The sequence below is a fragment of the Janthinobacterium sp. 75 genome, assembly GCF_004365495.1.
Taxonomy (GTDB): Bacteria; Pseudomonadota; Gammaproteobacteria; order Burkholderiales; family Burkholderiaceae_D; genus Janthinobacterium.
On sequence record NZ_SORD01000001.1, the window covers coordinates 4646264 to 4672556 of the forward strand.

Annotated in this window: 25 protein-coding genes; 17 read left to right on the forward strand and 8 right to left on the reverse strand. The window is 63.7% G+C overall.

The window, feature by feature from the left end; genetic code table 11:
• Positions 1-91: 91 nt before the first annotated feature.
• From C8C89_RS21105 to C8C89_RS21115, 3 genes are read left to right on the forward strand one after another with little or no spacing between them, the layout of a single operon-like run.
• The gene (locus tag C8C89_RS21105) at positions 92-1153 is read left to right on the forward strand and encodes a sugar phosphate isomerase/epimerase (RefSeq protein ID WP_133992346.1); all 1062 of its coding nucleotides are present in this window, start codon (positions 92-94) and stop codon (positions 1151-1153) included.
• A gap of 13 nt (positions 1154-1166) precedes the next feature.
• Positions 1167-2033, forward strand: coding sequence for an alpha/beta hydrolase (locus C8C89_RS21110; protein WP_101480693.1), 867 nt, complete (start codon positions 1167-1169; stop codon positions 2031-2033).
• Entirely contained in the window at positions 2030-2959 is a 930-nt protein-coding gene (locus C8C89_RS21115; protein WP_133992350.1) for an alpha/beta hydrolase, read from the forward strand. Before C8C89_RS21110 ends, C8C89_RS21115 begins: the two co-directional genes overlap by 4 nt.
• A gap of 54 nt (positions 2960-3013) precedes the next feature.
• Here the strand turns inward: C8C89_RS21115 and C8C89_RS21120 are convergent, their stop codons facing one another.
• Together C8C89_RS21120 and C8C89_RS21125 are read right to left on the reverse strand one after the other, a co-directional pair.
• Complete coding sequence (locus C8C89_RS21120) at positions 3014-3553, reverse strand: molybdopterin-dependent oxidoreductase (protein WP_101480691.1); 540 nt, start codon at positions 3551-3553, stop codon at positions 3014-3016.
• A 29-nt stretch (positions 3554-3582) separates the two neighbouring features.
• Positions 3583-5574 (reverse strand): TonB-dependent receptor, encoded by a 1992-nt coding sequence (locus tag C8C89_RS21125; protein ID WP_133992352.1) that lies wholly within the window; start codon positions 5572-5574, stop codon positions 3583-3585.
• Positions 5575-5870: 296 nt separating this feature from the next.
• Here C8C89_RS21125 and C8C89_RS21130 point away from each other — a divergent pair, with 296 nt between their 5' ends.
• The 8 genes from C8C89_RS21130 (at position 5871) to C8C89_RS21165 (ending at position 14081) form a co-directional block, all read left to right on the forward strand.
• Complete coding sequence (locus C8C89_RS21130) at positions 5871-6695, forward strand: IclR family transcriptional regulator (protein WP_101480689.1); 825 nt, start codon at positions 5871-5873, stop codon at positions 6693-6695.
• 39 nt (positions 6696-6734) lie between these two features.
• Complete coding sequence (locus C8C89_RS21135; RefSeq protein ID WP_101480688.1) at positions 6735-7889, forward strand: acyl-CoA dehydrogenase family protein; 1155 nt, start codon at positions 6735-6737, stop codon at positions 7887-7889.
• Between the two features lie 11 nt (positions 7890-7900).
• Entirely contained in the window at positions 7901-9439 is a 1539-nt protein-coding gene (locus C8C89_RS21140; protein WP_133992354.1) for an AMP-binding protein, read from the forward strand.
• A 125-nt stretch (positions 9440-9564) separates the two neighbouring features.
• Complete coding sequence (locus C8C89_RS21145; protein ID WP_133992356.1) at positions 9565-10731, forward strand: ABC transporter substrate-binding protein; 1167 nt, start codon at positions 9565-9567, stop codon at positions 10729-10731.
• A 97-nt stretch (positions 10732-10828) separates the two neighbouring features.
• Positions 10829-11701, forward strand: coding sequence for a branched-chain amino acid ABC transporter permease (locus C8C89_RS21150; protein WP_099379617.1), 873 nt, complete (start codon positions 10829-10831; stop codon positions 11699-11701).
• Entirely contained in the window at positions 11698-12669 is a 972-nt protein-coding gene (locus C8C89_RS21155; RefSeq protein ID WP_133992358.1) for a branched-chain amino acid ABC transporter permease, read from the forward strand. Before C8C89_RS21150 ends, C8C89_RS21155 begins: the two co-directional genes overlap by 4 nt.
• Positions 12662-13375, forward strand: coding sequence for an ABC transporter ATP-binding protein (locus C8C89_RS21160; protein WP_101480684.1), 714 nt, complete (start codon positions 12662-12664; stop codon positions 13373-13375). The genes C8C89_RS21155 and C8C89_RS21160 overlap by 8 nt, the downstream gene beginning before the upstream one ends.
• Positions 13368-14081: an ABC transporter ATP-binding protein gene (locus C8C89_RS21165; RefSeq protein WP_133992360.1), complete on the forward strand. Its 714-nt coding sequence runs from the start codon at positions 13368-13370 to the stop codon at positions 14079-14081. Before C8C89_RS21160 ends, C8C89_RS21165 begins: the two co-directional genes overlap by 8 nt.
• A 26-nt stretch (positions 14082-14107) precedes the next feature.
• Here C8C89_RS21165 and C8C89_RS21170 read toward each other — a convergent pair whose 3' ends face one another.
• Positions 14108-15112 carry an HDOD domain-containing protein gene (locus C8C89_RS21170; RefSeq protein WP_133992362.1) on the reverse strand — a complete coding sequence of 335 codons (1005 nt, stop codon included), beginning with the start codon at positions 15110-15112 and terminating at the stop codon, positions 14108-14110.
• Between the two features lie 161 nt (positions 15113-15273).
• Between C8C89_RS21170 and C8C89_RS21175 the strand changes: the two genes are divergently transcribed.
• Positions 15274-15858, forward strand: coding sequence for a DinB family protein (locus tag C8C89_RS21175; protein WP_133992364.1), 585 nt, complete (start codon positions 15274-15276; stop codon positions 15856-15858).
• 1 nt (position 15859) lies between these two features.
• Here the strand turns inward: C8C89_RS21175 and C8C89_RS21180 are convergent, their stop codons facing one another.
• On the reverse strand, positions 15860-16252 hold the full coding sequence (locus C8C89_RS21180; protein WP_133992366.1) for a VOC family protein: 393 nt from the start codon (positions 16250-16252) through the stop codon (positions 15860-15862).
• Positions 16253-16333: 81 nt separating this feature from the next.
• Here C8C89_RS21180 and C8C89_RS21185 point away from each other — a divergent pair, with 81 nt between their 5' ends.
• The 5 genes from C8C89_RS21185 to fghA all read left to right on the forward strand — a co-directional run bounded on the left by C8C89_RS21185 (position 16334) and on the right by fghA (position 21254).
• Positions 16334-16873, forward strand: a complete 540-nt coding sequence (locus C8C89_RS21185) for a GNAT family protein (protein ID WP_133992368.1) — start codon at positions 16334-16336, stop codon at positions 16871-16873.
• Between the two features lie 135 nt (positions 16874-17008).
• Positions 17009-18583, forward strand: a complete 1575-nt coding sequence (locus C8C89_RS21190) for an oleate hydratase (protein WP_101480678.1) — start codon at positions 17009-17011, stop codon at positions 18581-18583.
• Positions 18584-18743: 160 nt separating this feature from the next.
• Complete coding sequence (lepB, locus tag C8C89_RS21195; RefSeq protein ID WP_133992370.1) at positions 18744-19415, forward strand: signal peptidase I; 672 nt, start codon at positions 18744-18746, stop codon at positions 19413-19415.
• 49 nt (positions 19416-19464) lie between these two features.
• The gene (locus C8C89_RS21200) at positions 19465-20328 is read left to right on the forward strand and encodes an NAD-dependent protein deacetylase (RefSeq protein WP_133992372.1); all 864 of its coding nucleotides are present in this window, start codon (positions 19465-19467) and stop codon (positions 20326-20328) included.
• A 56-nt stretch (positions 20329-20384) separates the two neighbouring features.
• Entirely contained in the window at positions 20385-21254 is an 870-nt protein-coding gene (fghA, locus tag C8C89_RS21205) for an S-formylglutathione hydrolase (RefSeq protein ID WP_133992374.1), read from the forward strand.
• 7 nt (positions 21255-21261) lie between these two features.
• On the opposite strand, the gene C8C89_RS21210 is transcribed toward fghA, so the two are convergent.
• The 4 genes from C8C89_RS21210 to C8C89_RS21225 all read right to left on the reverse strand — a co-directional run bounded on the left by C8C89_RS21210 (position 21262) and on the right by C8C89_RS21225 (position 26202).
• Positions 21262-21927 carry a hydrolase gene (locus C8C89_RS21210; protein ID WP_101480674.1) on the reverse strand — a complete coding sequence of 222 codons (666 nt, stop codon included), beginning with the start codon at positions 21925-21927 and terminating at the stop codon, positions 21262-21264.
• A gap of 168 nt (positions 21928-22095) precedes the next feature.
• Positions 22096-24414 (reverse strand): molybdopterin cofactor-binding domain-containing protein, encoded by a 2319-nt coding sequence (locus C8C89_RS21215; protein ID WP_133992376.1) that lies wholly within the window; start codon positions 24412-24414, stop codon positions 22096-22098.
• Positions 24407-24874 (reverse strand): (2Fe-2S)-binding protein, encoded by a 468-nt coding sequence (locus C8C89_RS21220; RefSeq protein ID WP_133992378.1) that lies wholly within the window; start codon positions 24872-24874, stop codon positions 24407-24409. Before C8C89_RS21220 ends, C8C89_RS21215 begins: the two co-directional genes overlap by 8 nt.
• 29 nt (positions 24875-24903) lie before the next feature.
• Entirely contained in the window at positions 24904-26202 is a 1299-nt protein-coding gene (locus C8C89_RS21225; RefSeq protein ID WP_133992380.1) for a cytochrome c, read from the reverse strand.
• Between the last annotated feature and the right edge of the window lie 91 nt (positions 26203-26293).

The following is a 26293-nucleotide window of genomic DNA, read 5'->3' on the forward strand; positions in this document are numbered from 1 at the left end:
AGCCGCCTTCGTGATTTATTTTGCAGTTGCACCTTGACCGCGCAAAAAATTTCACCTATTCTTTGTCGATCGACAAACAATAGGAGCCGATATGAAAACCATCCAAGGACCCAGCCTGCACCTGGCACAATTCGCCGCCGATACGGCGCCCTTCAACACCCTGCCTGCCATCGCCGAGTGGGCGGCCGGCATGGGCTTCAAGGCCCTGCAAATTCCCGCCTGGGATGCGCGCCTGTTCGACGTGGCGCAAGCCGCCCACAGCCAGCAATACTGCGACGAACTGGTCGCCATGCTGGCCAGCCACGGCCTGGTCATCAGCGAACTGACAACGCACATCCTCGGCCAGCTGGTGGCCGTACATCCGGCCTACGACGCGCTGTGCGACAGCTTCGCGCCGGAACACCTGCGTGGCCAGCCGGCGGCACGCACGGCATGGGCCATCGAGCAGGTCAAGCTGGCGGCCATGGCCTCGAAGCGCCTGGGGCTGACGGAAATGGGCACATTTTCCGGCTCATTCGCCTGGCCATATCTGTTCCCGTTCCCGCAGCGCCCACCCGGCCTGATCGAAACGGCCTTCGACGAACTGGCACGCCGCTGGCTGCCTATCCTCGACGTGTGCGAGGAACAGGGCGTCAACCTGTGCTACGAAATCCACCCCAGCGAAGACCTGCATGACGGCATCAGCTTCGAGATGTTTTACGAGCGCGTGGGACGCCACCCGCGCTGCAAGATGCTGTTCGACCCCAGCCACTTCGTGCTGCAGCAGCTGAACTACCTGGAATTCATCGATATTTACAAAGACCACATCCGCATGTTCCATGTGAAGGATGCGGAGTTCAATCCGACGGGACGGCAAGGCATTTACGGCGGCTACCAGTCGTGGGAAAACCGCGCCGGGCGCTTCCGCTCGCTGGGCGATGGCCAGGTCGACTTCAAGGCGATCTTTTCGAAGATGGCGCAAAACGATTACGCGGGCTGGGCCACCCTGGAATGGGAATGCTGCCTGAAGGACCAGGAAGTGGGTGCGCGCGAGGGCGTGGCTTTCATCAATGCCCACATCATTCCCGTGACGGGCAAGATCTTCGACGACTTCGCCGGCGCCCCCGTCAGCGCGCGACAAATCAACACCCTGCTCGGCATCGAGCATAACTAAACAAGGAAACCCCGTGAACGATTTTACCCACGAATTTACACATGATTACGTCCGCATCGACGGCCAGCGCCTGCATTGCGTGATTGCCGGCGAAGGCAAACCCGTGCTGCTGATTCCCGGCTGGCCGCAGACCTGGTATGCCTGGCGCCACGTGATGGCGGCCCTGGCGGCCAATGGCTACCAGGCCATCGCCATCGACCCGCCAGGCAGCGGCCACTCCAGCCGCCCGGCCGATGGCTACGATACGGGCACCGTGGCGGCCACCCTGCACCGCGCCATGCTGGCCCTGGGCCACGCGCACTACGATGTGGTCGGTCACGACATCGGCATGTGGGTGGGCTATGCGCTGGCCAGCGACTTCCCGCAGGCCGTGACGAAACTGGCGCTGACGGAAGCCGTGATTCCCGGCCTCGCGCCGGCGCCGCCCATCTTCGTGGCGCCGTCCGACAACATCTTCCTGTGGCATTTCATGTTCAACCAGGTACTGGACTTGCCGGAAATGCTCACGGCGGGCAAGGAGCGCGAATACATCCGCTTCATTTTCGACCGCTGGTCGTACCGCCGCGACAAGGTGGCCGTCGACGTGTATGCGGATGCCTACGCCACGCCGGGCGCCCTGCGCGCGGGCTTCGCCTACTACCGGGCCATACCCGAAACCATCCGGCAAAACCTGGAACGGGCGAAAAAGAGCCTGGCCATGCCCGTACTGGCCATCGGCGCCGACCACGCGACGAATGACGCGCCCCTGCTGACCATGCAGGGCAAGGCCGACATTTTACAAGGCGCCATCGTCGCCGAATGCGGCCACTTCATCATGGAAGAACAGCCGGAAGCGTTCATCGCCCACCTGCTGCCCTTCCTGGCGGGAGCGCCGGCATGAGCCTGGACCCGCAAGTAGCGGCCTTCCTGGCACAGGCAAACGATGCGCCGCCGCCCGCCTCGCTGGCAGACCTGCGCGCCGCCACGGAAACGGGGCTGCGCCAGTTGCACGGGCCATTGGAAGACGTCGCCTCGATCAAGGATTACGTGCTGCCGGGCGAACATGCGCTGACCGTGCGCGCTTACGTGCCGGCTGGCGCGGATACGGGCAAGCCTCTGCCCGCCATCGTCTTCGCGCATGGCGGCGGCTGGTGCCTGTGTTCGCTGGACCTGTACGACAATCCGTGCCGCGCGCTTGCCAACGCCACCGGCTGCGTGATTTTTTCCGTCGACTACCGGCTGGCGCCAGAGCACAAGTTCCCCGTGCCGCTGAACGACTTTTACGGGGCGCTGTGCTGGGTCGCCGAGCATGGCGCGGCGCTGGGCATCGACGTGAAGCGCCTGGCCGTGGGCGGCGACAGCGCGGGCGGCAACCTGGCCGCGGCAGCGGCACTGATGGCACGCGACCAGGCCGGTCCCGCGCTGACGCACCAGCTGCTGCTGTACCCGGCGCTCGATTTCGCTTTCGACACGCCGTCCTACCAGCGCTATGCGGAGGGCCATTCGCTGACGCGCGAAGCGATGCGTTTTTGCTGGTCGGCGTACCTGAACGAGCCGGCCGATGGCGCGCATCCCTACGCGGCGCCCCTGCGGGCCGCCTCGCTGAAGGACTTGCCGCCGGCGACTGTGCTGGTGTGCGAATTTGATCCGCTGCATGACGAAGGCGCGGCGTATGCACGGCGCTTGCAAGACGATGGCGTCGCGGCGCAATGCGTGCAGCTCGACGGCATGATCCACGCGGCTATGCACATGCTGGGCTTGACGCCAGCGGCGCGGGGATTGTTTGACGTGGCGGGCCAGGCGATGCGAACAGCGCTGGGAAGATAAGCAGCGACGGTAAAAAATACGCCGCCGGGGAAGGCTCCACGGCGGCGTTTCTCATTACTCCACCAGCTTGCGCACCTCGATGCCGTTCAACCATTTCACATGGCGCGGCCCCGTGCGAATGTCTTTCGCCGAGATGAGGGCGATTTCACCATCGTTGTCGTCGAGCGCCTTGCCGTTTTTTTCGTAGTAGACGATCACGCCCTCGCCGGCCGGTGCGTTATACAGCTCGCCCCAGGAAAACACCACCGCATAGCCATCGGTCGCCGTGGCGATGATGGCGATCTTCTTGACGTCGTTATGGCCCGGCGCATCGAGCACCGCCTTGTCGAGGATGTCGCGCAGGCGCACACCCTGATAGCTGGTGATGGTCTCGGCCTTGTCACCATTATGGCGTGTGACGGCGATTTCCCCGCCATTCGCGGGCGGCATCTGGCGCAGGTCAGCCACCTTCAGAATCAAAGGTGTTTCCACCATGCCCGTCACGGCAAGCGCGTGGCTCATGTTGTCGCGCGCGCCAGCGGGTGCCGACCACGCGGCCGGTGCCGACGCCAGCAACGACGCCGCTGTACAAGCAGCAAATATTTTCTTGAACATGCTGTGTCCTTTCATTGAACAGTCAAAAATCAGAACTGGTACTGCGCATTGGCCAGCCAAGTGCGCCCGGCGCTGGGGAAGCCGTCGGACAGCGCGTAATTGCGGTCACCCAGGTTCGCCACGCCCGCTTCCAGGGTCAAGTCCGTCAAGGGGCGGTAGACGGCCTTCAGGTTCAGCGTCGTAAAACCACCGAGTGCCAAAGTGTTCGAAACCCAGCGCCCGCTGTTCGATTCCGCGACGGCCACCACGTCGACCTGGCGCGCAGCATGCAGCACGGCGTGCGCCGTCAGCTTGTGGCGCGGCACGTCCGTCAGGCGGATGGCGCGGTCGCTGACATTCTTCATGTCCGTATACGTGTAGTTGCCGCCGACATCCAGCCAGGCGCCGGCGCGGCCGCGCAAGCCCAGTTCCACGCCGCTGATGTGCGCCCTGCCCGCGTTGCGCATCTGCGCGCGCACACCCGAGACATTCGCCACGCTCTGGATCTTGTCCTTCACGTCGCTGTAGAACAGCGCAACTTCCACCTTGGCGCCCTGCGAGTTTCCTTGATACCCCAGCTCATAATTCATCGCCTCTTCCGCGCGCAGGGCCGGGTTTTCAATATACGTGCCCAGGCGCTGCGAGTAGCGGTCCTTCAAGGTCGGCAGGCGCGACTTGCGCGCCACGGTGGCATACACGCGCGCCTCTGCGCCAATCTTGTGGAACAGGCCCGCCTGCAGGTCGGTGGCCGATTGATTGCTCGGCAAGGTATACGCATTGCCGGCGCTGTAGACGGTGTCCGGGCGCAGTGCATTGCGCGACACGCCCAGCGACAGCTCCGTCGCCGCATTGAGGGCGATGCTGTCTTCCGCACCCAGGGTCCACAGGACATCCTTGTACCAGGTATTGCGCACGCCCCTGGCGTCCAGTTCCTGGTGTTCGTCGGCCTTGACGCTGGCGACGAAACGCAGGCTGTGCGTGGCGAGGCGGAACGATTCTAGCTCCACTGCGCCGCCGTTCGTGCGGTCGTTGTAGATGCTGCGCCCGCCGCTGACGCTGCCCTGGCCGCTGGTCTTCAGCGTCGCGTAGCTGCCGTTCGTGTAGGACGTGATTTCATTGTCGTAGCTGTCGTGGTACAGCCGCAGTTTCAGGCGCTCGACCTCGCCCAGGCGCGTCTGCGAGACGAAATACAGGCTTTCCTTGTTCCAGTACGGCCATTGCCAGTAGCGCGCGCCGACGGGATTAGTCGATGGCGGCTGGCCCTTTTCGCCATGCTGCTTGTAGTAGCTGAGCGCATACTCGTCGCCGCCCCCGGGCGTGTAGCCCATTTTGAACGACAGTTTATGGTCCTTGCGGTAAGCATTGTTGCGCATGCCGCCGTCCTCCGTGGCCGTGGGACGGAAGTCGGACGACAGGGGGAAACCGTCGCTGTCGATGTAAGACACACCCGCCTGCAGATACCACAGGCCCTGGTTGGTGCCCACGTTGGCCGACACCTGGCGCTCGCTGCCCGAGCCGAAACCGATGGAGGTATCGCCCTCAAGGCGCGCTGCGGGTTTGCGCGAAATCAGATTGATGGCGCCGCCCAGGGTGTTGGCGCCATACGCCACGGAGCTGAAGCCCTTGGCCACCTGGATGGCGGCCAGGTCGGCCGTCGTGAAGCGGTTGAAATCGACATAGCCGTCATATGGCACGTAGACGGGGATGCCATCGATGTACAGCGGCACCTGGCGCGCATCGAAGCCACGTATGGCGACGGTTTTTTCGTTGCGTGAATTGGTCGACAGCGACACGCCCGACAGCAAATTGAGGGCGTCGCCCACGTTGTCGCGGTTAAAGCGGCGCATTTCGGCGCGGCTCACTCGCGAACCCACTTGCTGCTCACCCGGCTGCGCCACCTGCCCCGGTTGGTCGCGCTGGCCGATCACCGTCACCGTGCCCAGCACGAACGGCGCCGCCTCATCCTTGCTTGCTGTTTGCTGCGCCTGCGCCATCTGTGCCAGCGCCAGCATCACGGCGCCTGTCATTAGCTGTTTCAACATCGTCTTACTCTTTCCACTCTCGTTACATGCGTTATATACCATCTTATATAGCGATATACAAAAAAATACAAAAAAAGCGGCCACACATGCAGCGGCCGTCACCCAACAGCGCAATATACAGAGGTATATAGCGTTGCTCAAGCGACAGGACTGGAAACACTTGCGCAGGTCAAATTTCACGCCTTTTTCATGCAGCGCAGCATTTCGCTGTGCGAACGAATGTTTCACAAAACGATTGACATGCGAGATTCGGCTAGGCAAACTGATTTGCAGGGAGTCAGAAAATGAAAGCAAATATGACAAATACTCAGGCCGCAGCCGATCCGGAACTCATCGTTTTTAGCGATGACGAGGAAGGCAAGGACCGCCAGTTCGTCAACGCGCTGGCGCGGGGCCTGGAAGTGCTGCGCTGCTTCCGACCCGGCGAAGTATTCCTGTCGAACGCGGACATGGCCAAGCGCACGGCCATCCCGAAACCCACGATTTCGCGCCTCACCTACACACTCACCAAACTGGGCTACCTGAATTACTCGGACAGTCTGGGCAAGTACCAGCTGGGCGCCGGCGTACTGGCCCTCGGCTACCGCATGCTGTCGAACCTCGACGTGCGCAAGATGGCGCGCCCGCTGATGGAAGAACTGGCCGAACATGCACAGGCCTCCGTTTCTCTGGGCACGCGCGACCGTCTCAGCATGGTCTACGTGGAAACCTGCCGCAGCAGCGCCAATGTCACCCTGCGCCTCGACGTCGGCTCGCGCATTCCCTTGATGACGACGGCCATGGGCAAGGCCCTACTGTGCATCCTGCCGCAGGCAGAACGCGACTACCTGATGGACCATGCGCGCGTGCACGAGACGGAACGCTGGCCGCGCATCAAGGCCGGCATCGAGCAAGGCTTCAAGGATTACCAGGACCGAGGCTTTTGCATCTCGGCCGGCGAGTGGCAGAACGACGTGCATGCCGTGGGCGTGCCCATGCAGGGCTTTGACGGCGAACAGGTGATGGCCTTCAATTGCGGTGGCCCCGCCTTCCTGCTATCGCGTGAAAAACTCGAATCGGACTTGGGACCACGCCTGGTCGCCCTGGTCAAGACAGTGGAAAAAAACCTGGGCCGCGGTTAGACTGCGCGCCCCCTCTCAACATCGCCTCCGAGGACCCCGATGATACGCGACGAAGAAACCCTGAACATCCTGCTCGACAGCATCGCCCGTTTCGTGCGCGAAGTGTTGGTACCAAACGAGGCGCTGGTGGCCGACACGGATACGATACCGCCCGCCATCGTGGCACAGATGCGCGAACTGGGCCTGTTCGGCCTGTCCATCCCGGAAGCCTACGGCGGCCTGGAACTGAGCATGGAAGAGGAAGTCAGGGTCGCGTTTGAAATCGCCCGCACTTCGCCCGCCTTCCGCTCGCTGATCGGCACGAACAACGGCATCGGCTCGCAAGGCATTGTCATCGACGGCACGGAAGCGCAGAAACAGCACTATTTGCCGAAACTGGCGGCCGGCGAGATCATCGGCTCGTTCGCCCTGACGGAAGCCGGTTCCGGCTCCGATGCGGCATCGCTGCGCACGAGCGCCGTGCGCGACGGCGACTTCTATATCCTCAATGGCAGCAAACGCTATATCACCAACGCACCCGAAGCGAGCATTTTTACCGTCATGGCGCGCACGGACCCCGTCAAGCGGGGCGCCTCTGCCATCTCCGCCTTCATCGTGGAAAGGGACACGCCGGGCCTCTCGCTGGGAAAAATCGATAAAAAGATGGGCCAGCAAGGCGCGCACACCTGTGACGTGATCTTTGAAAACTGCCGCGTGCCAGCCGCGAACATCATCGGTGGCAAGGAAGGCGTGGGTTTCAAGACAGCCATGAAGGTGCTCGACAAGGGCCGCCTGCACATCGCCGCCGTCTGCGTTGGCGCGGCCGAACGCATGCTGGCTGACGCGCTGGCGTATGCGATGGAGCGCCAGCAGTTCGGCCAGCCCATTGCGGAATTCCAGCTGATCCAGGCCATGCTGGCCGACAGCAAGGCCGAGATTTACGCGGCACGCAGCATGGTGCTCGACGCCGCGCGCCGGCGCGACAACAAGGAAGACATTTCGACGGAAGCGTCGTGCTGCAAGCTGTTCGCCTCCGAGATGTGCGGCCGCGTGGCCGACCGCTCCGTGCAAATCCACGGCGGCGCCGGCTACATCAGCGAATACGCGGCCGAACGCTTCTACCGCGACGTGCGCCTGTTCCGCATCTACGAAGGCACGACACAGATCCAGCAGATCGTCATCGCCCGCAACATGATCAAGGCAGCGCAAAAGTGAAGGAGGCAGCGATGGATATTCCAGCCTTGCTGGCCGGTCTTCCGGCCCGCCTCTCGGCCATCCCCGCCCACTGGGCAGCACGCGCGCCCGACGCGCCGGCATTGCATGAAGGCGGACGGCACTGGACCTACGCGCAGCTGCAGCACAGCGTGGCAAGCGCCGCGCAACTGCTGCGCCAGCTGGACGTGCGCGCCGGCGACCGCCTGATGGTGGTGGGCGAGAACAGCGCGCTGCAGGTGGCGCTGATCTTCGCGGCCGCCAGCATCGATGCGTGGGTCGTCAATGTCAACGCCCGCCTGTCGGCGCGCGAGATCGACACCATCGCGGCGCACAGTTCCGCACGGCGGGTGCTGTTCCTGGCCGGCGCCTCGCCGGAAGCGGCAGCGCATGCGGCACGTCTGGGCGCGGCCAGCGCCACGGTCGACGGCATGGGCGAGCTGCTGGCGGGCGAATTGAACAGCGCAGCTATCGCGGAAGCCTGCGTACCCGGCAACGAACAAGTGGCCGCGCTGATCTACACCACGGGCACGACGGGACAATCGAAGGGCGTCATGCTGACGCACCGCAATCTGCTGTTCATTGCCGCCGTCTCCAGCACCTTGCGGGGATTGACGCGCAGCGACCGCGCCTACGGCGTGCTGCCGATTTCTCACGTGTACGGCCTGGCCTCGGTTGCCCTGGGCACCCTGTATGCGGGCGCCGCTCTGTACCTGGTGCCGCGCTTTTCCGTCGATGGCCTGCTGGCCGCGCTGAAAGACGATGAATTGACCATCGTGCAGGGCGTGCCCGCCATGTACGCCAAGCTGCTGCAAACCCTGGGCGGCACCGATACGCCGCTGCTCACGCGACTGCGCTTTGCGTATGCGGGCGGCTCGCCGCTGGCGCCATCGCTCAAGCGCGACGTGGAAAAGCTGCTGGGCACCGCGCTGCACAACGGCTACGGCATGACGGAAAGCGCGCCCACCATCAGCCAGACGCGGCTCGATGCGCCGCGCCATGACAGTTCCGTCGGCACGCCGATCCCCGGCGTGGAAGTGCGCGTGGTGGACCTGGCCGGCGCGGACGTGGCGCCGGGCGATGCGGGCGAACTGTGGATACGCGGGCCGAATGTCATGGCCGGCTACTACCGCGAACCGGACATGACGGCAGCCACCATGCGCGACGGCGGCTGGCTCAATACAGGCGACATGGCGCGCCAGGAGCCAGATGGCGCGCTGTTCATCGTGGGCCGCACCAAGGAACTGATCATCCGCTCCGGCTTCAATGTGTATCCGCTGGAAGTGGAAACGGCGCTGAACGCCCACGCTTCCGTGGTGCAATCGGCCGTGGTGGGACGCACCCTGGACGATGGCAACGAGGACGTCATCGCCTATGTAGAGCTGGACCCGCAGCACCCCGTGACGGTGCAGGCCTTGCTGGACTACCTGGCGCAGACCCTGTCGCCTTACAAATGTCCATCAGCCATCATCGTCATGGAAGCGCTGCCGGCGGCCGCCACAGGCAAGATTTTAAAGGGGCAGCTGCGGCAGATGGCGCAAAACAGGCAGTAAGAACAGGCAGTACATTCACCATTGCAGTTGCTTTCAATACACCCGACAATAAAACCCAGGCGGGTGGTTTTGCCGGTGCCGATCCTGGCGCCGGCAAACCGAGTCACATCACCGGAGGAGACACGATGAAACGCACATACACACGCATCGCCATGGCAGCGCTGGTTGCCAGCGCCTGGATGGCGCAGGCCAGCGCCGACGAATTCCTGGTCGGGGCCGAAATCCCCTTGACGGGCAACCTAGCCAGGGTCGGCGCCGGCATGCAGGAAGGGATCATGGTGGCAGCCGAGGTATTCAACAAGACCAACGGCAAGCACACCGTCAAGATCGTCACCGTCGACGACGAATCGGCACCCGCCAAGGCCATCGCCGCCGTGGAAAAACTGGCCAGCCAGGGCGTGGTGGCCATCACGGGCGGCTATGGCTCGAACAATATCTCGCCCGCCTCGGACACGGCGAACAAACTGGGCCTGGTCTACATCACCTCGGGCGGCGTGGACGACAGCCTGGTGGCCAGCGGACGCAAGAATTTTTTCCGCATCAATAACACGGCCGGCTACGAAAAAGCCATGCTGGGGCTGCTGCAGGACGTGGGCGCCAAGTCCGTCTCCATCGTGTATTCGACCAAGGATGCCACCACCGGTCTGGCGAAGGACGTGGAAAAGGCCCTGGCCGCCAGGGGTGTCAAGGTGACGACGCACTCGTTCGATCCGGCCATTACCGACTTCAAGCCCATCATCAACAAGATCAAGCTGCAGGATAAATCGGAAGTGGTGGCCATGGTCGGCTATGAAAACGACTATGTTGGCATCATCCGCGCCGCCCGCGTACTGAAGCCGAAGATCAAGGCTATGGTGGGCGTGTGGTCGCTGGCCACGCCGAAAATGGCGGCCGACTTCCCCGACCTGATGCCGAATGTCTTTGGCACGGCCCTGCTGCCCTTCCCCACCGAATTCAAGACGGCCGACGGCAAAGCCTTCAGCGATGCCTACAAGCAGCTGTACAAGAAGGAGCCGGATTACCTGGGCCAGTTCGGCTACGTGCAATCGATGCTGCTGTTCGAGGCGATTGCGCGCGCGGCCGACAAGGGCACGATCAAGAAAGGCGGCGTGGCAGAGGAAATGCGCAAGACGGACCGGGAAACCCTGATCGGCCGGGTGCAATTCGCCGCCAATGGTGACAACCAGAACTTCGTGCACCGCATGGCGCAGCACCAGGACAAGAAGGTGGTAATCGTCTGGCCGAAGGAACACGCTACGGGCAAGCTGGCCTATCCTGCCCTGCCCTGGTAACAGCAGCCTCCCCTGCGCACACGCGCGCGCCCGCCAGGGCGCGCACCGATGAACGGCAGTTCTGGCCCTCGCCAGGGCTGCCTGACGGGATGACGACATGACAGAATTAATCTTGCAAGCCCTGTATTCAGGCTTGCTGCAGGGCGGCTCCTACGCCCTGATCGCACTGGGACTGGCGCTGGTCTTCGGCACCATGAAAGTGATCAACCTGGCGCACGGCGAACTGGTGCTGCTGGCCGCCTATATCGCCTACAGCGTGGAGTCAGGCCTGGGACTCGGTCCCATGTTCGCCATTCCCATCGCACTGGTGATCGTCAGCCTCACATCCGTGGGCGTGTACCTGATCGTCAGCCGCATCAAGAAAGACCGCGAAATCAATTCGCTGATCCTCACCTACGGCATCGGCGTCATTCTCACCAATTTCATCCTGCTGGTGTGGAAGGCGGACATTCGCTCGACCTCATCGAGCTGGCTGCAGGAAGGCATCGAGATTGGCCCCTTCTTCAGCATGCGCAGCGAAGTGATTTTCTTCGGCGTCAGCCTGGTGCTGATGGCGGCCCTGTGGCGCTGGCTGGCCACCAGCTGGTATGGCCGCGCCGTGCGCGCCGTCTCCAGCAACCGCGACGCGGCCAAGCTGATGGGCATCGACCCGGGCCGCACGGAGCTGGTCTCGTTTTTAGTCGCCGGCATCCTGGCCGCCTTCGCCGGCGTGGCCCTGTTCAGCTATGGCGTGATCCAGCCCGCCTACGGCGGCGCGCTGACGGTGAAAGCCTTCATCATCACCGTATTGGCTGGCATTGGTTCGATCCCTGGCGTGCTGCTCGCTGCCGTACTGCTGGGCGTCGCCGAGGCGCTGACCGTCACCCTGGCCAGCTCCGCACTGCAGGAATTGTCCGGCATGGTGCTGTTCCTGCTGGTGCTGTTCATCATGCCAAACGGCCTGTTTGGCGCACAACGGAGGCGCGGATGAAGCGCTCGACACTGATATCCACGACGGGCCTTCTGCTGGCCGCGTATGTCGCCGTGCCGCTGGCCCTTGGCGGCAACCAGTATGTGATGAGCATGGTGGTGGCGGCCCTGATCATCGGAGGCGTGGCCATGTCCTGGGCCCTGCTGGGCAACCTGGGCGGCATGGTCAGCTTCGGCCATGCGGCGTTCTTCGGCGTGGGCGCGTATGTCTCCGCGCTGACCACCGTGAAACTGGGCTTGCCCGTGTTTGCCGCCATGCTGCTGGGCGGCGTCGGTGCTGCGGCGGCAGCCGTCATCATGCTGCCCGTGCTGCGCCTGCGCGGGCCGTATTTTGCGCTGGCCATCCTCGCCTACGCCCACATCTTCCGCATCCTGGCCACGGAATGGAGTGCGCTGACGGGCGGCGCCGGCGGCGTCAACAATATTCCCACCCTGCCCACCGTCTTCGGCTTTGATTTGGCCAGCAAGACGGGCGCCTACCTGGTGGTGCTGACCCTCGTCGTGGCCTGCGCGCTGGCGTACAGTCGCATCCGTTCCAGCCATTACGGCATCGCCCTGCGCGCCATGCACGACAGCGAAGACGCCACGCGCGTCGTCGGCGTCAACAGCACCCTGTTGAAAGGCATGATGCTGCTCGTGTCGGCCTTCATGGCCGGCCTGTTCGGCGCCTTCAACGCCCACTACATCAACTTCCTGGAACCGGACTACGCCTTCAACAGCCTGTGGGTCACCTTGCCCATCGTGGCGGCCATCTTCGGCGGCTACCGCACGATACTCGGCCCCGTGCTGGGCGCCGTGGTGGTCTACCTGGTAGACCAGCTCATTTTCAAGTCGCTGATACCCACCGGGCACCAGCTGGTGCTGGGCGTGCTGCTGGTAGCGATGATTGTCTTCAGTCCGAACGGCCTGCTGCCGCTGCTGCGAAAATGGCTGAAAAAAGCGCTGGTCAAGGAGAAAGCACATGCTTGAACTCGATAATGTGTCCGTCCGCTTCGGCGGCCTGACGGCCGTCGATGCCGTCACCCTGAACGTGGGCAGCCACGACGTGATCGGCCTCGTCGGCGCCAACGGTGCCGGCAAGACCACCCTGTTCAATGCGATTTCCGGCCTGGTGCGCCCCACCAGTGGCCACATCCGCTTCGACGGGCGCGACATCATGGCCACGCCCATGTACCAGCGCGCCCGGCTTGGGCTGGGCCGCACCTTCCAGATTCCGCAGCCCATGCATGAACTGACGGTGCGCGAAAACCTCATCGTGGCGCAACGCTTCGGCACCGGCAAGGTGGACCAGCGCAAGATCGATGAAATCCTCGATTTCACCAGCCTGGCGGACAAGGCCGGGCGCGACGCTGCCAGCGAACTGGCGCTGACGGAACTGAAAGCGCTGGAAGTGGCCAAGGCGCTGGCCACCAATCCGAAACTGCTGCTGCTCGATGAAGTGCTGGCCGGCCTGGAAACGAACGGCAAGCGCCGCTTCATGGGCATGCTCAAGGACTTGCATGCCGCCTTTGGCGTGGGCATCGTCATGATCGAGCACGATATCGAAACCATCAGCAATCTGTGCCAGCGCGTGGCCGTGCTCAATTTTGGCCAGCTGATCGCCGACGGCACGCCGGACGCCGTGTTCCGCGATCCAGCCGTCATCCAAAGCTATACGGGAGCAGTTCATGCCTGAAACGAAGCTTGAAATTAGTCAGCTGCGCGCCGGCTATGGCGCCATCAATGTGCTGTGGGATGTGTCGCTGTCCATCCAGAAAGGCAGGCTGACCACCATCATCGGCCCGAACGGGGCCGGAAAGACCACCCTGCTGCGCGCCATCATGGGTTTGCTGCCCGTGGGCGCGGGCAGCATCGCGCTCGATGGCGTGGGCATCAATGGCACACCGACGTGGAAGATGAGCGACGCGAGGGTCACCATGATACCCGAGGGGCGCATGACCTTCCGTGACATGAGCGTGGAAGAAAACCTGATCATGGGCGCCTTCCCGAAAGAGCACCGCAGCCACATGCCGGCGCGCCTGGCCGAAGCCTACGCCATGTTCCCGCGCCTGCACGAGCGCCGCAAGCAGCTGGCCGGGTCATTATCGGGTGGCGAGGCGCAGATGCTGGCGATGGCGCGGGGCTTGATGTCCGACCCGTCGCTGCTGATCATCGACGAACCTTCGCTGGGCCTGGCGCCGCTGGTGGTCAACGAGCTGTTCGAGATCCTCGCGCGCCTGAACGATGGCCGGCGCACCATCATCCTCGTCGAGCAAAACACGGCGCGCGCCGTGGGCGTGGCCGATCACGTCTACCTGATGCAGAGCGGCAAAGTGGCGCTGTCGCAGGCCGCTTCCGAGGTCGATCTCGAGCATCTGCACGAACTCTACTTTGCGCGCTGAGTGATATCCGCTGCATGCAGCTGGCATCACTCCTCGTCGTCCTCGTCCTCGTCGGCCAGCTTGTCGAACACCAGCAGCTGACTCTTTCCGAGTCCGGCCATCACGAAGGGATCGTCGGCAGGAAAGCGGCCCGTATCGACCAGCATGCGCAGCTTGCTCAAGCGATCGCCCAGCGCCAGCGCTTGCGCCTGCGGATCGGCATCGGCGTGGGCATCGACGCCGGCATGCTCGATCGCATTGGTCACGGACTCGGGAAACTCCCATAATTCGGCGATCCGTACCGACAAGATACGCGCTTGCGCAAACACCTGGGCAATGAAGGCGTCCGATTGCGGGAAGGCATCGGGCGCATGCATCTGGTCGATCAGCCGGAACGCCACCACCAGGCCGACATTGGCCATCAGTCCCGCCAGATAGGCGTCGAAGGCGTTTGCCTGCATGGCCGGCGCGAGCAGGTTGGCCGCCAGTGCGCATTTCTCGGACTGGCGCCAGATCAGCGGCGCCGTGCGTATGGTCAACCCGCCGCTTTGCATGCTGACGATGGGGCGGAAGGCGACGCGGGCGAGCAGCATGCGCATGCCGTTTTGCCCAAGCAGCATGATGGCGCCTTCCATGTTGTTGATCGACGGGCTGGCGTTGTAGCGAGAATGGTAGCGCGGCCGGTTCGCTTCGCGGTAGACCTCGGCGACCAGCAATACGTCCTGGGCCAGCTGGCGCGACAGCTCGGCTGCGCTCATGTTTTCATTTTGCAAGGTACGCATCAACTGCGGGATGATGGCCGGAATGCGCGGCACCAGCGCGGCGCCAGCGACCGGTTCACGGGCCAGGCGCATCAATTCGTCCAGAATCTGTTGTTCGGCCTGCTCGGGAGCCTGCGTCGAACCGGCGGCGGCCAGCCAGCGGTAGTAGATGGCATCGATTTCGGTGATGGTGGCTGGCTGCCGCGTCATCTCGGGCGCCGCCGCTGCCGCGAGGGGCGCAGCCTTGTTTTTTTCATCGCCGCCGTTCAGTAATTTTCCTATCCAACCCATTTTGCTATCCAAACCTTATATGCATCACTATCGCGAAATCCGCTGCGCGATTTTACTTGATGACAGCAGTACTGGGGCGGCCGGCGTGACCGGCTGGGTCCAGCTGGCGCAAAGTGCTACAGTGGCGCTCTCGCAGCCTCCCCTGCCTTGCAAGGTACATCATGAACAATCCACTGGCCCGTTACGTCACCGGCCAGGCGTATAACAACGCCTGGGCCAACCACCGCTTGCTGAAGGCTTGCGGGCAGCTGACCCAGGCCGAGTTCCAGGCCACGCGCGTCAGCTTTTTCCCCACCATCCAGTTCACCCTGAACCACATACTGACGTGCGACTGGTTTTATCTCGACGCACTCGAACGCGAGCTGCGCGGCGAAAAGCCTCATTCCGACTGCTATGTCTTTTTTGCACAGGACGAACCGTACACCGATGGCGCGGCCCTGCACGCGGCGCAGCGCGCATCGGACCTGCGCCTGATCGCCCATTGCCGCAGCCTGTGCGATGCGGACCTGGCGCGGCCCGTGACGATACTGCGCGACACCCCGCAAGTCGATAGGCGCCAGCGCATGCTGGCGCATTTGTTCCAGCACCAGATCCACCACCGTGGGCAAGTGCACGCCATGCTGGCCGGCACGCGCATCGAAGCGCCCCAGCTCGACGAGTTCTATTGCGCAGGTGAAGCGGACGAGCGGGCGCAGGATTTCCTGGAACTGGGCTGGACGGAAGACGACGTGTGGGGAGAGCGCTGAATCAATCTTCGCCGTGGCAGCAGACGCACAACTTGTTGCCATCGAGGTCGCGGAAGTAAGCGCCATAGTAATTGGGGTGGTAATGGGGCCGCAAGCCGGGCAGCCCTTCGCACACGGCGCCCAGCGCCAGCACGGCCTGGTGGCAACGGTCCACCTGCGAGCGGCTGGCCGCCAGCAAGGCCGTCATCTGGCCATTGCCGGGAGTGGCCGGCAAGCCGTCATGCGGCGCCGTCAGCACGAACAGGGGGCGCGGTGCATCCTTCGCCATCCAGCCCGCCCAGGGTTGGGCCGGATCGTGAAATTTCTCGATCAAGTCGAGTTCTCCCAGCAGTGCCGTGTAAAAGGCGTAGGCGCGGGGAAAGTCGTTGGTGCCGAGGCAAATATGGGACAGCATGCTGCTCCTTCATGAATTCAAGCATGTGCGGCGAAATGCGCAAGCTGATTATAATGGCGCATCGCTTTCCGACACGATCCCATGCCAGACCTCGACCGCCTTCAATTGCTCCCCCCCTCCAGCGCCGACCTTCCCGCCTTGCTGGCCTTTGAACTGGAAAACCGCGCGTATTTTGAAAGCTGGGTCACGGCGCGCGCACCATCGTATTACCACCATGAAGCCATCGCCGCCGCCATCGAGCAGGCGCAGCGCGAACGTGAGAAAGACAGCGCATACCAGTACCTGGCCAAGCTGGACGGGCAGATCATCGGCAGAGTCAACCTGACTGCCGTCACGCGCCCGTATTTCAACAAGGCGACGCTCGGCTATCGCATCGGCGAACGGTTCGGCGGACGCGGCTACGCCACGCGCGTGGTCGCCCTGTTGCTGGAAGAAGCGTTCGGTGCACTGGAACTGTGGCGCCTGGAAGCGACGGCGCGGCCGCAAAACCTGGGTTCGATCGCCGTCATGCAACGCAACGGTTTTCGCCAATATGGCCGTTCGGAAAAAGCCATGCGCTTCCAGGATGCCTGGTCGGATTTGCTGTACTTTGAACGGCGCAAGGAACACGCCAGCGCCTGAAAAAACCGAACGAACGCTCTATTTATCTGCCGATTCTCCCCTGATGTTGTAAAATAGGCAAATATGGCGCGGCATCAGCCGTGCCGCTTGCCGGCCTTTCGCGCATGCAGATGCACTCACACTCAGGGGAAAACCATGCCTAATACAGACAAAAAAGCCTACCTCGTCGGCGGCGGCATCGGCTCGCTGGCCGCAGCCGCATTCATGATACGCGACGGCGGCATGCAAGGTTGCAACATTACCGTCTTCGAAGCGTCGCCCGTGACCGGGGGCAGCCTCGATGGCGGCGGCAATGCAGAGGATGGCTACACCTTGCGCGGCGGGCGCATGCTGACCACCGATAATTACGAGTGCACCTGGGACCTGTTCAAGAGCATACCCTCGCTCGAACATGCGGGCCAGAGCGTCTACGATGAAACCATCGCCTTCAACGAACAGCACCTTCCCCACTCGCGCGCGCGCCTGGTCGACCGCAACCGCTTCAAGGTCGATGTCAGCAGCATGGGCTTTTCCATGCAGGACAGGCTGGAACTGCTGAAGCTGACGGAAGCCGACGAAGACACCTTGGGCAGCAGCGCCATCACGGACTGGCTCTCACCCGAATTCTTCGACACCAAGTTCTGGACCATGTGGGCCACCACGTTTGCCTTCCAGCCCTGGCATAGCGCCGTCGAGTTCAAGCGCTACCTGCACCGCTTCATGATGGAGTTTTCGCGCATCGAAACCCTGGCCGGCGTCAAGCGCACCGTCTACAACCAGTACGATTCGCTGGTACGTCCCCTGGTCGCCTGGCTGCAGGAGCAAGGCGTGAACATCATCATGGATTGCACGGTGAGCGATATCGAGGTGCAGGAGAGCGACGGCCGCCTGAGCGCCACCGCCATCGCCTGCCAGCGGCACGGCCTGGCCGACGTGATCCCTGTGGCCGCCGGCGACCTGGTCTTTTTCCAGAACGCCTCGATGACGGATGCCTCCAGCTATGGCAGCATGCACAGCGCGCCGGCCCAGCGCACGAAAAACGACAGCCAGGGCTGGCGCCTGTGGGAAAAGCTGGCCGAGGGCCGCCCGGAACTGGGACGCCCCGCCGCCTTCAACAGCAGCATCCCCGAATCATACTGGGCCTCGTACACGGTCACCCTGAAAGACAGCGCCTTCTTTGACAGGATGGAGCAATTCACGGGCAACAGCGCGGGCACGGGCGGCCTCGTCACCTTCAAGGACAGCAACTGGTTCATGTCCATCGTGCTGGCGCACCAGCCCCATTTCGCCGGCCAGCCCGAGGGCGTGCAAGTATTCTGGGGCTATGCGCTGCACCCTGACCGCATCGGCAACTTCGTCGCCAAGCCCATGTCCGAATGCAGCGGCGCGGATATCCTGCGCGAGCTGTGCGGCCACCTGAACTTCGACCTCGACATCATGGCCACGGCCAACTGCATTCCCTGCCGCATGCCCTACATCACCAGCATGTTCATGCCCCGCGCAAAGAGCGACCGTCCCCTGCCCGTGCCGGCCAACTCCGTCAACCTGGCCTTCGTCAGCCAGTTCGTGGAAATCGCCGACGATGTCGTCTTCACCGTGGAATACTCGGTACGCGCAGCGCAGACGGCCGTCTACCAGCTGCTCGGCGTACAGCGCGAAGTGCCGGCCATCCACGCGCACGACAAGTCGCTGAAGGTCAAGCTCGATGCCGTCATCAAGGCCTTCAAATAGCCGCGTCGCTGACGTTTGCACGCAACAAAGGCCACGCTGCCGGCCATGCATGCACCTGATTTAAGACTGGCTTCAGCCTCGCCGTGCATCGTGGATAGGGCGCCAGCAGCCATGGCGCCTCTCCTCACCATCACGGGCACGGCCCAGCGAAAGAGCCAAGATGAAAACATGGATGCGCGCCAACAAAGGTTTTTTGATGTTCCTGCTGCTGTTCGGCGTCTTCCGCACGGCCGTGGCGGACTGGAATCCGATACCGTCGGCATCCATGCGCCCCAACCTGCTCGAAGGCGATGTCGTCTTCGTCAACCGCCTGGCCTTCAACCTGAAAGTGCCGCTGACCGATATCGTGCTGCAACGCCTGGGCGACCCGCAGCGGGGCGATATCGTCACCTTTTCCTCGCCGAAAGATGGCACGCGCTTGATCAAGCGCATCATCGCCCTGCCCGGCGACACGGTGGAAATGCGCAATGAACAGCTGATCATCAATGGCCAGCCCGCCCGGTACACGGTGCTCGACACGGCGCCCGAAACCATCGCCCATCTGGGCCAGCTGACAGCGCAGCGCATCAGCGAGCGCAACGCGACCGAGCAGCACCGCATCCAGGTCTTGCCGCAAATCGCGGGCGCGGCGCGCAGCTTTGCCCCCGTGACGGTGCCGGCCGACCATTTCCTCATGCTGGGCGATAACCGCGACAACAGCGCCGACTCGCGCTATTTCGGCTTCGTGCCGCGCGCATTGCTGATTGGCAAGGCCGAGCGCATCCTCGTCTCGGCCAATATCGAGGAGCATTGGCAGCCGCGGCTGCAGCGTTTCGGCATGAAGCTGGAATAAACCTCCCCTCTTGCAACGGCGCCGTGCTTTTCGGTTAGCATGGCGCATCATGCAAAACTTTCCCTCCGCCAGCCAGCTGAGCGCCAGCGACGATCCCGCCCTGGAGCAGCTGGCGCAGTTCCTGCAGCGCCATCCCGAGGTGCTGCTGCTGACGGGCGCCGGCATCAGCACGGCGTCCGGCATTCCCGCTTACCGCGATACGGAAGGCGTGCGGCGCGGCAATGCCCCAGTGCAAGGTCCCGACTTTCGCCGAGAGGAAGCCGTGCGCCGCCGCTACTGGGCCCGCAGCATGGTAGGCTGGCCCACCCTGGCGCGCGCCACGCCGAATCCCGGCCACCTGGCCATCGCGCATTTGGCGCAGCGCCAGCACATCGGCGGCCTGGTCACGCAAAACGTGGATGGCCTGCATCAGCAGGCAGGCAGCGCCACCGTCACGGAGTTGCACGGCAGCATACATGGCGTGGTATGCCTCGATTGCCAGGCCCGCCACACGCGCCGCCTGATCCAGGACATGCTGGAACACGACAATCCGCAGCTGCTGGGCGCCACGGCCACGCCGGCGCCCGATGGCGACGCCTTGCTGGAGCCGTCGCAACTGGCCACCTTCCACCTTCCCGTCTGTCCCCGCTGCGGCGGCACATTGCAGCCCGACGTGGTGTTCTTTGGCGATGGCGTACCCTCCGCCTGCGCTGCCGAGGCCGAGCACAAGCTGATGGAGGCCAGCGCCCTGCTGGTAGTCGGCTCGTCCGTGATGGTGTATTCCAGCTTTCGCCTGTGCCGCATGGCGGCCGAGACGGGCAAGCCCGTGGCCGCCATCAACATGGGCAAGACGCGCGCCGACCATTTGCTGGCATTCAAGACCGATGCGCCGGCACAGGACATCTTGCCAGCATTAGCGGCCATGCTGGGCTGATCCCGGCTCAGCGGTGCGCCGCTCTCGCTATACTATGACATTGACGAGGAGAATTCATGCTGGAACTGTTGAGTGAACACGCCTGTTTTGGCGGTGTGCAACGCTTTTATCGCCACGACGCGCAAGCCATCGGCTTGCCCATGCGTTTTTCGGCATTCATTCCCGACACGGCGCCAGGCGACACCGTCAGCATCAAGCGCCCCGCCCTGTTTTACCTGGCTGGCCTGACGTGCACGGAAGAAACGTTCATGATCAAGGGTGGCGCGCAGCGCGTGGCGGCCGAAGAAGGCCTGATCCTGATCGCGCCCGACACCAGCCCCCGTGGCGCCAACATCGCGGGCGAGACGGATGCCTGGGATTTCGGCGCGGGCGCCGGCTTTTACGTCGATGCCACAGAAGCGCCGTGGAGCAGCCACTACCGCATGTACAGCTACCTCCTGGAACTGCGCGCGCTGCTGGAACAGGAACTGGCGATCGATGCGCAACGCACGGGTATTTTCGGCCACTCGATGGGCGGCCACGGCGCGCTGGTGCTGGCCTTGCGCAACCCGGAACTGTTCCGCTCAGTGTCCGCCTTCGCGCCCATCGCCGCACCGAGCCAGTGTCCGTGGGGCAAAAAGGCTTTTACAGGCTACCTGGGCAGCGATGCAGCAAGCTGGCAGCAATACGACGCCAGCGCCCTGATGCGCGGCTTGCAAGGCAAGCCGGCACTATTTCCTGGCGGCATCTTGATCGACCAGGGCCTGGCCGACAAGTTCTTGACCGAGCAACTGTATCCCAAGGTGTTCGAAGCGGCGTGCCGCGACGCCGGCCAGCCCCTGCAGCTGCGCCGCCATGCCGGCTATGACCACGGCTATTATTTCATCGCCAGCTTCATGGAAGAGCATCTGCGCTTCCATGCACAAAACCTGCGCGCCACAGACTGACTGGCGCCTATTGCGCCGTGCTGGTATGCCCGTTGAAATGGCGCATGTACCAGTCAGTGGCCAGCAAGGCCGCCTGGTGCCGCGTGTCGGGAGCACCGGGTGCGGCGATCTGTTCCAGTTGTTTGTCGCAGCGCAAGGTGGCGAAGGCCATGCGGTTCAGGCCAGCCACATCGGGGTCGCGCCCGCCCACGATCAGCAGCGAAGGCACACGCACATTTTCCAGCGCCGCCTTGCCCGCCATTTCCACCTGGCCATCACAGACAGCCAGCGCGGCGATTTCCGCGCTGCGCCAGGCCGCCAGCTGCATCACCACGGCGGCGCTGGTGCCATAGCCATACAGGCCGCAAGGCAAGCGCCGCGTGGCTGGATCGACTTGCAGCCAGCCCAGGGCTTTTTCCAGTTGACGCGCCAGCAGCACGATGTCGCTGCGCACAAAATAAGAGTGGCCATTGCTGCCGCCGCCGGGCCCGACGCCGCCCTGGTCGAAACGCAGGGTGGCGATGCCCGCCCGCAGAAAATCCTGGGAAGTGGCGTGGCTTGAGGCGCCCAGATAGTCGCTATCGGCGCCTGCACCGTGGGCAAACAGGACGATGCCGACCGGTCGCTCGGGCATTTCAAGCACGCCGTCCATTTGAAGTTCATCGGCCGTGATGCTGACAAATTGTTCTTGCATGGCTGCCTCCGCTATCGAGCTGGAATCGAGCTGACATCAAGCTGAAATCACACTGCTGCGCTGATTTTGCCGAACCGGGCGCCGCCTGCGCGCCCTGCGCTGCAATCCTCAGTGTACCAGCCTGCGTCCGTTCACGCGCGGCGCACGTCATTTTGCCGCGCGTCCGCATCAAACGGCGCCGTGCCGGTCCAGCCCCTTCAGCACGGCTTCCGGGCGGATCGGCAAATGCCGCACGCGCGACGCCACGGCGGCGAAGATGGCGTTGCCGATCGCGGGCGCCACGGCCGTCGTGGGCGGCTCGCCCATGCCCGTCGAAGTTGCCGTGCTGGCCACGAATTCGATGTCGAGCTCGGGCACATCGGCCATGCGCAGGGGCGTGTAGGTATTCAGGTTGGTATCCTTCACCTCGCCATTCAGGAAAGCCGTGCCTTCATGCAAGGCCATGCTCACGCCCCACAGGGCGCCCCCTTCCGCCTGCGCCAGCGCGCCATCAGGATCGACGATGATGCCCGCATCAATGGCCATGAACAACTTTTCGACTTTCACCATGCAAGTGCTGCGGTCTACTTTCACCCGGGCAACGCAGGCCGTCCAGGTGGGCATGTCGCGTTCCTGGCCGAACGTGGCGGCGATGCCCAGGCCCGTGTCGGGCGGCATGGCCGTGCCCCAGCCCGCCTTGTCCGCCACCCGCTGCAGCACATGGGCCAGGCGCGCAGCGCCGCCGACAGCGTTCGGTGCGCTGCCCGCATTGCGCCCCGTCGCCTGCAGCAACGACAAACGGAAGGCCAGCGGGTCGACCTTGGCCGCCTGCGCCGCCTCGTCCATAAAACTTTCCACTGCCCAATTCGTCCAGCCTGGTCCCACGGAACGCAGCCAGCCGGGGCGGAAACTGCTGTTGGCCAGGTCGTTCGACACGGCCCGTACGCGGTGCGCGCCCACCGCGTACCAGTGGTCGGCGCCGGCGATGGCGAACGGGTCATATGGATGACCCTGCGTATCCTTGGCCAGGAAGGCGGGTATCATCGCTTGCGTGGGCCAGCCCGCGCTCGCTTCGTGCACCATCGCCGACACCTTGCCGGCGTCGTCGAACGCCATGCGCACATGTTGCACGGATGGCGAGCGGGGCGAATCGAAACGGGCATCGTCGGACCGCGTGCAAATCATCTTGACGGGGCGTCCCACGGCTTGTGCCGCCAGCGCGGCCGGCACGCAATAATCGCCATTCAGGCGTCGACCGAAGCCGCCGCCCAGCAGATAGGTATGCAGCATCACCTTGCTTTCCGGCACCTTCAACGCCTGCGCCAGCACGGGCAGGATCAACGATTGCCACTGGTTGCCCGCATGGATATGCCAGACGCCGTCGATTTCCTGCGCCAGCGCATTCACCGGTTCGAGCTGGAAATGCAGCACGGTACTGGTCGTGTAGTGGCGTTCCAGTTGCAGGCTGGCATCCTTGAACGCCTGCTCCACACCATCATCATCGACCACGCGGGCGCCCAGGCTGGCATCGGCCAGTTGCTTGGTGGCGTAGTTGAGGATATCCTGCTCCGCCACGTGGGCTGCCGCGCCGGCCCGCCATTTCACTTGCACCAGGTCGGCCGCGCGCAAGGCGGCCGCATACGTGTCGGCCACCACCATGACCCAGCCGGGCACCGTGCCGCTGGGGTCCTGCAAGGCCACCGAGCGCAAGTAGCCCTTCACCTTTTTTGCGGCCGAGTCGTCGATAGAGACCACCTTGGCACCGTAGCGCGTGGGCGGGATCTTCGGGCGCGCATACAGCATGCCTTCCACCTGCGCATCGATGCCATACACGGCCGTGCCATCCGTTTTTGCCGGAATATCGAGCGCCTGCACATGCTGGCCGATCAGGCTGCGCTGCTGCGGCGACTTGAGCACGATCGCTTGCAGTTGCTCGGGCGTATACTGGCGCGCCAGCTTGCCACGACGCACGATGTCGCCATAGCTGATGGACCGCCCCCGGCCATGCACCACGCCCAGCCTGGCGTGGCAGGCCGACACGGGCATGCGCAGCAGGCGCGCGCCCTCCTCGACCAGCGCGAGGCGGCCGGCCGCGCCAGCACGGCTGAGCGGATCGAAATTCTGCCAAACGGACCAGCTACCGCCCGTCACCATCAAGCCCCATTTCGGGTCCGTGTCCACGTAATGCAGGCGCACCTTGTCCCAGTCCGCCTCCAGTTCCTCGGCCACGATGCGCGCCAGTGCCGTACCGATATGCTGGCCCATTTCCGCCTTGGCGATATTCACGGTGACGATGCCGTCGCGGCCGATCTGGAACCAGATGCTGGGATCGAACACAGGCGCAGCGTCTTGTCTTGGCGGCGCGGTTGCCACCTTTCCGGCGGCCAATGAGCTGTCGGCACGCAAGAAGGCCAGGGAAAAACCCGTACCGGCGGCGGCGATCAGGAAACCGCGCCGTCCCAGTGCAGGGGGACGGGCAGCAGAATTTTCTTTCGGTAACTTAAACACCGGGCGCCTCCTGCATGCCGGCCGCCAGCTTGATCGCCTTGCGGATGCGCACGTACGCCATACAACGGCACAGGTTACCGCTCATGACGGCATCAATATTCGCATCCGTCGGCTGCGGATAGTCGCGCAGCAAGGTCGCCGCCTGCATGATCTGGCCCGACTGGCAATAACCGCACTGAGGTGCCTGCGTGGCGACCCAAGCCCGCTGCAGAGGATGCGTGCCGTCCGCCGACAAGCCTTCGATGGTGGTGATGGCGCAGCCCGTCACGGCGGCGATGGGCGTGATACAGGAACGCATGGCGCGGCCATCCACATGCACGGTGCAGGCGCCGCACATGCCAATGCCGCAGCCAAACTTGGTGCCTTTCAAATGGACTTCATCGCGCAGCACCCACAGCAGCGGCGTCTCGGCGTCGGCCTCGGTGCCGAAGGGCTGGCCATTCACGGTAATGTTATACATAAGTGTTGTAGATAAGAAACTTTCAAGAATTACTTGCCGGCGCGCGTGCGTGCCACCAACGCTTCCAGATTGGTCCAGGCCGGCTGGTGGCTGCGACTGCGGCGCAGATAGGCGGCCAGCTGGGCCACGTCGTTGTCCGTCAGCGAGGCGGCAAAGCCGGGCATCAGCACGCCGGGCATGGCCTCATCCCTGGACAAACCGTGCAGGATGACCTGGATCAGGTTGGCGGGATCAGGCGCGCTGACGGCGCTGTTCAGGCTTAGTTCCGGACGCAATGCCACAGGCTGGCCGTCGCTGTTCGAGTGGCACGAGGCGCAGGCGGCCACGTACAGGCTGGCGCCACGGTCGTTGTCGACCAGGCTGACGCGCTGCGAACGGGCGATGCCGGTTTTTATCACTGCATCCACATCCACCTTGCGCCCGCCAGCACCGGAAACACCGGCAAAATACACGGACAGCGCGCGGATATCGCCATCGGGCGAGGCGCCCATGCCTTCGTGCACGACGTCCGACATGGGCCCGGCCGCCACGCCGTGCAGGGCCGTCGCCCCCGTGCGCAGGAAGGCATACAGTTCATCCTGTGTCCACGGCAATGGTGCCGTATTGGCGCTGGTCAGGGCCGGTGCATACCAGTGATCGATGGACGCACCCAGATACGACGACCCGGCAAGCTCGGCGCCCAGCGCATTGCGCGGCGTGTGGCAGGCGGCGCAATGGGCCAGGCCTTCGGCCAGATAGCGGCCCCGGTTCCAGTCCTGTCCTTGCGCGGCATCAAGCTGATAGCTGGCCGGCTTAAAGAACAGCAACTTCCAGCCCGCCTGCAAGGGGCGCAGGTTCAAAGGAAAAGGCACGCTGTTCGGGGGCGCCACCGCATACACGGGCGGGCGCGTCATGAAATACGCGTACAAGGCCGTCAGGTCGGCGTCCGAGACGAGGTTGAAGTGGGTGTACGGAAAGACGGGAAACAAATGTGCGCCATCGCGGCCCACGCCTTCGCGCATGGCCCGCTGGAAGGCGGCCAGCGACCAGCGGCCGATGCCCGTTTGCGTGTCCGGCGTGATATTCGTCGCGTAGATCGTGCCGAACGGCGTGGCCAGGCCGTGGCCACCCGCATAATCGGCACCGCCCTTGGCCGTATGGCAGGCCGCGCAATTGCCCATGCCAGCCAGGACGCGGCCCTTTTCCACCACTTGCGGGGAAAATGCCGTGGCGGCAGGCGGATTGACGGGCGCCAGCGCGGGGCGCCAGTAATACAAGTAGGCAGCTAGGGCGGCCACGATGAGCAGCGCCAGCAATAGCAGCAGGCCGGTGAAAATCTTTTTGAGCAAAACAGGAGTCCGATAAAAGGCTGAGCACGCGCCTGCCGCGCACGGACGGCAGCAACAGGGCAAATGTTGACAATGATAGGGACAATCTTAC

What these genes read in the sequence shown, in the direction of transcription:
- fghA (WP_133992374.1), top strand. Translation starts at nt 20,385, where the DNA reads ATGCTGGAACTGTTGAGTGAACACGCCTGTTTTGGCGGTGTGCAACGC.
- C8C89_RS21190 (WP_101480678.1), top strand. Translation starts at nt 17,009, where the DNA reads ATGCCTAATACAGACAAAAAAGCCTACCTCGTCGGCGGCGGCATCGGC.
- C8C89_RS21115 (WP_133992350.1), top strand. Translation starts at nt 2,030, where the DNA reads ATGAGCCTGGACCCGCAAGTAGCGGCCTTCCTGGCACAGGCAAACGAT.
- C8C89_RS21170 (WP_133992362.1), bottom strand. Translation starts at nt 15,112, where the DNA reads ATGGGTTGGATAGGAAAATTACTGAACGGCGGCGATGAAAAAAACAAG.
- C8C89_RS21175 (WP_133992364.1), top strand. Translation starts at nt 15,274, where the DNA reads ATGAACAATCCACTGGCCCGTTACGTCACCGGCCAGGCGTATAACAAC.
- C8C89_RS21165 (WP_133992360.1), top strand. Translation starts at nt 13,368, where the DNA reads ATGCCTGAAACGAAGCTTGAAATTAGTCAGCTGCGCGCCGGCTATGGC.
- C8C89_RS21130 (WP_101480689.1), top strand. Translation starts at nt 5,871, where the DNA reads ATGACAAATACTCAGGCCGCAGCCGATCCGGAACTCATCGTTTTTAGC.
- C8C89_RS21200 (WP_133992372.1), top strand. Translation starts at nt 19,465, where the DNA reads ATGCAAAACTTTCCCTCCGCCAGCCAGCTGAGCGCCAGCGACGATCCC.
- C8C89_RS21220 (WP_133992378.1), bottom strand. Translation starts at nt 24,874, where the DNA reads ATGTATAACATTACCGTGAATGGCCAGCCCTTCGGCACCGAGGCCGAC.
- lepB (WP_133992370.1), top strand. Translation starts at nt 18,744, where the DNA reads ATGAAAACATGGATGCGCGCCAACAAAGGTTTTTTGATGTTCCTGCTG.
- C8C89_RS21125 (WP_133992352.1), bottom strand. Translation starts at nt 5,574, where the DNA reads ATGTTGAAACAGCTAATGACAGGCGCCGTGATGCTGGCGCTGGCACAG.
- C8C89_RS21145 (WP_133992356.1), top strand. Translation starts at nt 9,565, where the DNA reads ATGAAACGCACATACACACGCATCGCCATGGCAGCGCTGGTTGCCAGC.
- C8C89_RS21185 (WP_133992368.1), top strand. Translation starts at nt 16,334, where the DNA reads ATGCCAGACCTCGACCGCCTTCAATTGCTCCCCCCCTCCAGCGCCGAC.
- C8C89_RS21140 (WP_133992354.1), top strand. Translation starts at nt 7,901, where the DNA reads ATGGATATTCCAGCCTTGCTGGCCGGTCTTCCGGCCCGCCTCTCGGCC.
- C8C89_RS21180 (WP_133992366.1), bottom strand. Translation starts at nt 16,252, where the DNA reads ATGCTGTCCCATATTTGCCTCGGCACCAACGACTTTCCCCGCGCCTAC.
- C8C89_RS21120 (WP_101480691.1), bottom strand. Translation starts at nt 3,553, where the DNA reads ATGTTCAAGAAAATATTTGCTGCTTGTACAGCGGCGTCGTTGCTGGCG.
- C8C89_RS21150 (WP_099379617.1), top strand. Translation starts at nt 10,829, where the DNA reads ATGACAGAATTAATCTTGCAAGCCCTGTATTCAGGCTTGCTGCAGGGC.
- C8C89_RS21210 (WP_101480674.1), bottom strand. Translation starts at nt 21,927, where the DNA reads ATGCAAGAACAATTTGTCAGCATCACGGCCGATGAACTTCAAATGGAC.
- C8C89_RS21105 (WP_133992346.1), top strand. Translation starts at nt 92, where the DNA reads ATGAAAACCATCCAAGGACCCAGCCTGCACCTGGCACAATTCGCCGCC.
- C8C89_RS21155 (WP_133992358.1), top strand. Translation starts at nt 11,698, where the DNA reads ATGAAGCGCTCGACACTGATATCCACGACGGGCCTTCTGCTGGCCGCG.
- C8C89_RS21135 (WP_101480688.1), top strand. Translation starts at nt 6,735, where the DNA reads ATGATACGCGACGAAGAAACCCTGAACATCCTGCTCGACAGCATCGCC.
- C8C89_RS21160 (WP_101480684.1), top strand. Translation starts at nt 12,662, where the DNA reads ATGCTTGAACTCGATAATGTGTCCGTCCGCTTCGGCGGCCTGACGGCC.